General features: G+C 57.7%; 3 protein-coding genes and 5 pseudogenes. 2 read left to right on the forward strand and 6 right to left on the reverse strand.

Annotated features, from left to right (window positions below):
* Together EFD56_RS33420 and EFD56_RS32060 are read right to left on the reverse strand one after the other, a co-directional pair.
* A pseudogene (locus tag EFD56_RS33420) lies at positions 1-593 on the reverse strand (hypothetical protein); the annotation flags it as partial.
* Between the two features lie 36 nt (positions 594-629).
* Positions 630-1,140: pseudogene (locus EFD56_RS32060) on the reverse strand (transposase); the annotation flags it as partial.
* Between the two features lie 523 nt (positions 1,141-1,663).
* Between EFD56_RS32060 and EFD56_RS32065 the strand changes: the two are divergent.
* Positions 1,664-2,551: a hypothetical protein gene (locus EFD56_RS32065; RefSeq protein WP_029875558.1), complete on the forward strand. Its 888-nt coding sequence runs from the start codon at positions 1,664-1,666 to the stop codon at positions 2,549-2,551.
* A 1,087-nt stretch (positions 2,552-3,638) separates the two neighbouring features.
* Here EFD56_RS32065 and EFD56_RS33815 read toward each other — a convergent pair.
* Positions 3,639-4,046: a nuclear transport factor 2 family protein gene (locus EFD56_RS33815; protein WP_029875557.1), complete on the reverse strand. Its 408-nt coding sequence runs from the start codon at positions 4,044-4,046 to the stop codon at positions 3,639-3,641.
* A gap of 754 nt (positions 4,047-4,800) precedes the next feature.
* On the opposite strand from EFD56_RS33815, the pseudogene EFD56_RS32090 reads away from it, so the two are divergent.
* Positions 4,801-5,358: pseudogene (locus EFD56_RS32090) on the forward strand (radical SAM protein); the annotation flags it as partial.
* A gap of 210 nt (positions 5,359-5,568) precedes the next feature.
* On the opposite strand, the gene EFD56_RS32095 reads toward EFD56_RS32090, so the two are convergent.
* The 3 genes and pseudogenes from EFD56_RS32095 to EFD56_RS33015 form a co-directional block, all read right to left on the reverse strand.
* The gene (locus EFD56_RS32095) at positions 5,569-6,579 is read right to left on the reverse strand and encodes a LysR family transcriptional regulator (RefSeq protein ID WP_037147017.1); all 1,011 of its coding nucleotides are present in this window, start codon (positions 6,577-6,579) and stop codon (positions 5,569-5,571) included.
* Positions 6,580-6,770: 191 nt separating this feature from the next.
* Positions 6,771-7,097 (reverse strand): annotated as a pseudogene (locus EFD56_RS32105) (carbamoyltransferase N-terminal domain-containing protein); the annotation flags it as partial.
* Positions 7,098-7,943: 846 nt separating this feature from the next.
* Positions 7,944-8,056 (reverse strand): annotated as a pseudogene (locus EFD56_RS33015) (IS630 family transposase); the annotation flags it as partial.

Genomic DNA, 8,056 nt, shown 5'->3' on the forward strand with positions numbered 1-8,056 from the left:
TTGATGCGGGTCTCGTCATCGGGATGCATGTCCCGGTCGGCGGGGCGACCACGCTTGGCGCCGACGCGAGCCTTGGTTGAGACCACGTGAGTCTCCGTTGCGGCATCGACGTCTTGCTGCCCCGAACTCCGCGACGACGTCTTGCCGCTGCTCAATCCGAACGCCTTCTTGAACCCTGACGCCATGCGCGACGTAAATCCGCGGCGTTTGCCCTGCGGCGCCGCGGCGACTTCGCCCGCCTCCGCCATATTGCTCGATGTCTTGCTCCCCGAGCCGCCGAATCGCAAGCTGCTGGAGCCCGCCCGAGAGACGTCTATGCTGTGGCGGGCGCCGCTCAACGAGTTCTCCGGCGCCAACGACTGCGGCGTCACTCGCATCGAACCGCCCACGGATCTGCGACGCGGCACACGGTCGCCGGCGTCACTGTCGTGCGAACCGAGGCGCAAGTCGCTCAGATCCTGTTCCACATCTCGTCTCTGTGAATTGTACTCCCGGATCCAGGCGTCCGTATCGAAAGCTCCGGTCACGCCTTCGATCCACTCACTTACTTCGCGAGAATCGTCATCGCGCGGCTGGTTCCGTCTTGGGTACATCGATGCCGGTCCTCCGGAAATCAAATTTGGAACCTCGATCCTATTGACGCCGGACGGCTCTCCTTCCCGTCGAAGCAGGACGAACAGTCGCCGATAGCCGAAACGCCGACGCTCGTTTGCAAGGTCACGCAGCTTTGCCCGCAGCGCCACCTCCGGCGGTCGGCAGGACCGATAACGCACCGTCTTGCGGTCGGCGGATATGATCTGGCAGGCCCGCCGCTCCGAAAGACCCATCACGGCCTTCAGATGCGTGACGGCTTCACGCTTGGCGGCAGGCCCTACCATTTTTTTTTGCAAGAAGCTCGCGGAGCGCGGCCGCATCCAGCATCTGTTCGGCCAGCAGCTTTTTCAGCCTGGCGTTCTCGTCCTCAAGCGCCTTCAGCCGCTTGGCCTCGGACACTTCCATACCACCGTATTTGGCTTTCCAGTTGTAAAACGTCGCTTCCGAAATCCCGTGCTTACGGCAGAGGTCGGCCGCCTTCGCGCCTGCCTCCTGCTCCTTCAGTACCGCAATTATCTGCTCTTCGGTAAACCTCTGCTTCTTCATTCGTCCGTCCTTTGATGGGCCGGACTCTAATCAATTCTGGAGGAAATTCGCAGTGGCAGGTCACCTTCACCACCTAAGGGGTCACGTGGCTCCGCTTTTCCAAAGCATTTTAGAATATCGATTTTGCATGATGGCGACCAGTCCGGTTGCACTAGCATATGCGTAATCTGCAATTGGAGACCAACAACGGTGAAAACAGAACAGGCCCGCGGGGCGGTAAATTTTCCGAGACGCCTCTAACATTCAAGCTAATCTTAGCCCTGCCGCGGCGCAGACACCTCCGACGGACTGTCAGCCGATTCGACGATGGTCTGGCGAAGGGAGCCACGCTTTCGCGGATCCTCGAGGCTTGGGCTGAGGTAAAGGGATCAGGAGCGGCGCATGCAACGCGCACCGCCCGCTTCATCGAGTCTAGCAGTCACGTATCCGCTTTATAGGCCGGACATGTGAGCGCACCGTTCCCATGTGAAGCGACTGAAAAGAATGCGCTTCATCACACCTTTCACTCTCAGGAGAGACCGCCATGGATAACTCAGAACGATCGCTGCGCTACAACATTTCCGAGGAAGATGATCGCACCCGGGCCATGGCGGGGTGGATCGAGAATATGACCGGGGCACAAACGCTTACGGGCATGCCGTCCCGATCAACGCCAGATCCCCATGCTCTTTCGCCTTCGTCGCCAACGCGACCATACTCGCTCTCTTCCGAACCTCCAATTAAGGTGCTCGACAGATCGACATTTGCCAGAAAAGTAAGGGAATTTTACGGTGATGAAATCAAGCACATTTCCGTCAATCCACAAGAGTACTCGCCCTTCGTGTCCTCTAAAGCCCTGCGTACGGCTACCATCGCTCGACTCTACGGCGGCACCGACAATGATACGCCCAGCGCGCGATATTTCAGCTATGATCTGGGAGAACGAAGCGTTGGGCTTTTAAGAACAGAGGATGGATTTAGCATCGAAAACGAGCCGTGGCGGGAACTATTTCCCGGTCGAAAAAGAATCACGTCGATTGTAGACCTTCGCGTTACTCATCCGCTTGTCGAGAACGCAGGCGATATTCTGCTCGAACATCAACTTCAACTCGACGGCGAACAGCCGTTGATCATGTCACGTCCCGCTACGCCGGAGATGGGAACCCGTCTAGAGCAGATGGGTTTCGTTGATGTGGGTGAAAATCGCTGGGTGCTCGACCCTACGCAACATCCCGACAAGTGGACAAAGAATAGCAAGGGTGGATGGCAGCGCGCCGACAAACCTTGGAGTTATCTCTCTAAAACCGTGGAGTATCTTAGCGACGATGAAGCAGGTGTCGAGGAGCATTCGAGTGACGCCAGTGTCGAGACAGATTCATCCGATGATGACCCGTCTTGGTACTTCGAACACCTCAATTTGAACCGCGGCTAAAAGCTTGCCTCATCGTGAGGACTTTTTGCGCCGCCGGCTGAGTTGATACGCCCTTGTATTACGGGAGGACGCAGGCGAAGATTAGAGACTGCAATAATTGCTGCGACTCTCTGCGACGGCCCGCCTCATGCTGCACTCCGATCCTGCCGCGATGCAGATTGGCGGGGCTGGCTTCTGGGTGGTCCGCAACGATATCGCCGTTGGGGGTATCTTCTGATAATGGCCGTCGGGTTCGAAAACCTTCTGGTTGAGCCCCTAAAAGATCACCCAGGTACTCCCCAGGCGCCTCATGAATAACGACACCGAAGCGCTTGAACTCGAATCGCTCGTATCCGGACCCGTCGCCAAGCCCAAGGCGACCGTCCGACACGATGTCGATGAATGATCGACGTGCGAGCTGACCGGAAACCGCACGGTCCGGTCGACATCATCGGGACGCGCCCATGGGCCCCATCGGCACGCGTCGGCGAATAGCGGCGAGATCCGTCTCGTCGGCGCGTTCCAGTTCTCGACCATCGGCGTGCGCACATAGCCGAGCTCTTATGGCCGTCAGGCCCACTCGACGCGACGCCAACTCGCATGCCAAACTTTTCGTGATCAAGATCAGGCCCCTTCCAGGCAGCGTAGCCGTTGCGTCTGGGATCGCCCAGCAACCCGCCCAGCGAGGCCACATTGAAGATCACAGGGCCGCGCGGCAACGCCGCACCGCACCGTTCCGCTTCCAGGAAGATCCACGGCAACGACAATGTCGCCGTTCGCAAAGGCAGCGACCAGAGCGCGGCCAATCCCGCCTGCAGCGCGTGTAATGACGGCGGGTGTCTGCTTGCTTCATGGATTAGCTTCTCCTGCTCCGGCGTATGCGATCTAACGCTAAAGGAGCCAGATGACAGCAAGTTAGCACCACGTCCCGGAAAAGAAGAGTTCGGCACCAGCTGAACGCGCCGCTATTCCGCCTCGGCTTTCATGCTCTTTGCCGCTTCCGAGCGTATAGACCGGGTCGTTAGAATGCGATGTTCCGATCGGCTGCCTGAAACCGAACCGCTCAATCTCTGGCGACGCCGCCTGCTGTGTCTGCTCCTCGAGCCAATCATAGACCACTGTGCGGTCGGCAATTCTCCACTCCCCTTCCCTTTTCTGAAAATGGTCGCAATATCGACCACATAGGAGAAACCTGGCAACGTATGATCCGGCCGCAGTCCGGCCCTCGTTGGAGCGCAGTGAAGTAGCTCTCGACAGCTGCTTCAGTCGGGCTGATAAACTCAATCAGAACGTTGGTGATCTGGTGGATGTTGCGCGGTTCGGTCTTGAAGACACCAAGCGTGAACTCAATGAATCCCTCGGCGGAGCCCGTATACGCTCCGTGAACGTCCTGCGCATCAGGCCAGAAGGAGCTGCGCAGCCCCGCCTCGTCCGCCCGTCTATCCCGCGGCAATACCGATAGGACAGTCGCGGATCGTTTCGCGATCATGCAATTCGACCCATTTTCGTGGTCCATGGCCCGTCGCAAGTCTGGTCTTGAGTTGAAAATGGCGTTCTATGCATCTGCGAACGGACATTCGCGCCGTCGGCGCTTGACTTGGTCTCGCAATGCCACTTCCCAGGGAACGTCTGTGAACTCAAACAGCGTGCGTAGGACAGCAACTCCCGCGCAATCAAGGACCATTGGTGCGTTGGATTTTGTCTGCAAGAACAGCCAGGGCCTCTCTGCGCTTGTGTGGAAGGTAGCTAACGGTCCATTCGGCGACAATGCGGTCGACGAGTTCGCCAGAAAGAGCCCAATGTCGACTGGATCCCCGTTTGCGGCCGCCGGGGCTGCCGGTGCCTGTCTCGGCGAAGTCTCCTCCAAAGCCTGTGATCCGAACGATCCTGCCTGGCTCCCAATCGGGCTCGTCTGACCGAGCGGGAGCGGCTGATCGACGCGAGGGAGAAATCTGGGGCCAGGCGGCTCGCCTCTCGGCGTCACCCCACGTTAGGCTGGTTATGCCATCCGCGGGCATCAAATCGGGGTGAAAGAAAGTTCTAAGCCTGGTGTGGTCGAGCGGCCCGACCTGCCCTCCTCAACTCAAGCACTCGAGGCGAGCCGCCATTTTACCGGTGTAGGTCTATTGTCGAATGCCTGACAACCCTATGTCGGGTCGCAAATGGAGGGAACCGGACAAAAAACGCTAACCAATTGAAAACCTAAGCAATTTTCATTGGCATGGCCCTTGCTTCTTGAACCGCGACGTTAAGCAGCAACGGAGCCTTTAATGCCCCCACCAATGATTTCGCTCAAGAACCTGACCAGCACGACAACTATGAACCAACTGCTGGCCACAGCGAAGTCCACTGCTTGCGCCGCGTCATTGTGCGGTTCGTCCGCAAAGCCGCACCACGTCGAGCCGGCTGTCTGGGAGAAAATCACGGACCTTTCCTGCTATTTAGAAAAAGCGCACTACTATTTCGCGCGCATGCACGTCGTAGCCGCACCAGCTTGCAATATCCAGTGCAACTACTGCAATCGTAAATACTGCGCCAACGAAAGCCGGCCTACGCCTGACCAGGCGCTGCGAAAGGTCGTTGCGGTCGCCAATGAAGTCCCTCAGCTTTCCGTGCTCTTTATCGCCGGACCAAGCGATGCCTGTTATGACCGGAAGAAGACAAAGGCGACATTTGCACGCGGAGCCACAGAGGTCCCCGATATCAAGCTGTGTCTTTCAACCAACGGTCCGGCAGTGCCAGACCGTGTCGGCGAGCCTGCTGACATAAATGTTGATCACTTGACGATCACCATCAAAATGGTCGATCCGAGAGCCGGCGCGAAGATATCCGCGCCACTGCAGGGCCGAGCCGCAGCTCAGCAGAAGCCCGGATACAAGCAGACCCCGCGAGCACATAGGCATCCAAGTCTCGATATTCGTCCAACATGCCTGGCACTCTCGGGCGCAGCAGCGCTGAGCCCTTGGTCATCTCCCCGCGCAAAATCCCCGTTTGCTCTCTTTGATGCTTCGGGAGCATCCCGATCACCGCTTCTTGTGTCAGTCTGCTCCCGTCTCCAACGCTGCGGCGACCTCCTTGCGCAGCCATTTATGCTGCGGGTCGTGATGGCACCGCTCGTGCCAGATGAGCATGACCTTGTACGGTGCCGGCTCGAGGGGTGGATCAACAACCCTAAGCGGCAGCATCGCGGAAACTTGGGTCGCAACGCGGCGCGGGACGAGCAATACCAAATCCGTTGCCGAAGCTACCACCGCTGCCGTGAGAACGCTGGAAAAAAGTATGGGACTACGATCCGCTCGCAGGTTGGGCAAGTGGTCGTAGATCGGGCCGAAATGGTCGGGGGAGTCCGTACTGATGGCAGCGTGACGCAAGGTCGCGAAGTTGTCGATCGTCCATTCCTGCGCCAGCGCGGGATGGTCGTGGCGCAACAAACACGCGAAGCGGTCTGTATAGAGACTGCGCCGAAAATAGCCAGGCAGTTGCACGTCAATATGCCCAACGGCCAAATCAATATCACCTTGCTCAAGCCCCCGCACGGCACGATCAAACGGCAAACAGGCGAGTGTGTCGAGATGAGGGGCACGCTCGCGTAACCACGGCAGGAGGCGCGGTAGTACAGCCAAAGCTTGATGATCGGGGATCGCCAGCGTTGCCCCCCTCCCCCATTCTTTTGAGATTACGCTGCGGCTTGTCACCATCTCTCGGATCGTACGCAGTGCCGACGGCAGCCTTTGAGCCAGGTGTTCGCCTTGCGGCGTTGGGATCAAACCCGTTGAAGACCGCACCAGGAGATCATCATTGAACAAGCCGCGCAGCCTTCCCAGTGCCCGGCTCATCGCCGGTTGACTCCGCCCGATGTGCTGGCCCGCGTGCGTCACGTTCCGGTATTCGAGCAGAGCCTCGAGCGCCACCAGGAGGTTGAGGTCTATTGATGCTAGGTTTAGCTGGTGTCCAGTGAGGCGCTCTCCTCTCCAATCTTGCAACATCTTTCGCCTATAAGCGAGTTGATCCGTCACCTCTTTTTCTACATAGCGTTTCATGACGTTCATTCCTCAACAATCAGTTCCGGGTCCAACGTTTTCGAGTTCATCTCGGCGGTGGAGCGCGGGTGACAACCTCATGGCATTGTGCCATCACGCGTCCAAGGGGCGGCCAGATCTGTGTGACGATGGCGATCACATGGAACATCGGGGTGTCCCACAGGAATATAGCGCCCGTGTCGACTTCCCCGAGCCCGTTGCAACAGTCTCGGATCCGATGCTGGGGTGCTTGGGTGAAAGAGGCGCACGCGCTCGAGCACAGCGTTGCAATAGGCCTCGGTCGCATAATACGCGATGCGGTCGATGTCGCTCAGGTGAACACCTGCAGATGCGAGGCAATATTGAATCGAACGCGTTGGTAACTTGTTGGAGTGCTTGATCCGGTTAAGGCGCTCCTCCTCGACCGCCGCTATCACTCGCCCGTCGCGAACGGGAACCGCAGCCCCATCGTGCATAAAGGTGCTCGGTAGATCGGACGAATTTTCGTAATCTTTGCTTAGACCGCCACTGAGCCCTAGACACAGCATGTTGCTCTCCAGTTCGTTTCGGAAGGTAGGTCGCTCTGGCCTGGCCACCGGCCTTCGTAGTTTCATAGGGTGGCGCTTGACAGTGCAGCTAGAGCTCACGGGGTCGAAGCCGATACCATTAGTGACCGGCGCGGCGACATTGCCGACAACCGATCCTGCGCAACCTTCTTGATCATTGTTGCGACGCCGCACAGAAACCCGGGCCGAAGCGCTTGCAGCAGAACTGCCTAACCTATCCACATCACTCAATCCTTCATATTTCGGCCCGACAGCCGCAAGAAAACATCACGAGGTTTGGTGGCCCTGCAAAAGGCGCAGACCAAGTCCTCGCGGCTGCGAGCGCGCCTGCTCTGGCTTCTAGTGATTGTGGGAGATGCACTCACAGGTTAGTCGACCAGGGAACAGTGCTTCTTGTGAGAGCCCTATCAGCACTGAAACGGGAGAAGCAACGGTGAAGATTCTGCCCGATCACGACCAGCGTAAGATAACAATCGAGGCCAGGCAACTGACAGAGGGCTCCAGGTCGAATTTCCAGCATCGTCTCCGCACCTGAGGACCCATTTTTTTAGAACTCCACATAATCTACACAGCGCTCTTCAGCGTTTTCTAAGGGCAATCGTTTTGAGCAGTAAAATCGTTTTTGTGGATGGAATGCGTGCAAAAAGGAATGGGTGGATTCATAGCAAGGCGAGCGGCACTTTCAAACAGCGGCCGTGATGATCAACGTTTACGGCAAATCCGCCTCCGACGTCGGTGCCGACGACCGACCTCCGAAATCCTCGTGTATCGTCGTACCCGCAACACTCCTTCTCTACTCTGGTTTTCAGCCGATAAACCTAGAGCGTTTCAGGTTTTCACGGAAGCATATCCGGCATTGGCGAAGTAGTTGCTGCATTCGCTGGGCTCGATGGTTGTGACGAGGTGTCCGATGTGGCGCCAGGTGTCATCGATGGTTCGCT

The organism is Rhizobium phaseoli (assembly GCF_003985125.1).
Taxonomy (GTDB): Bacteria; Pseudomonadota; Alphaproteobacteria; order Rhizobiales; family Rhizobiaceae; genus Rhizobium; species Rhizobium phaseoli.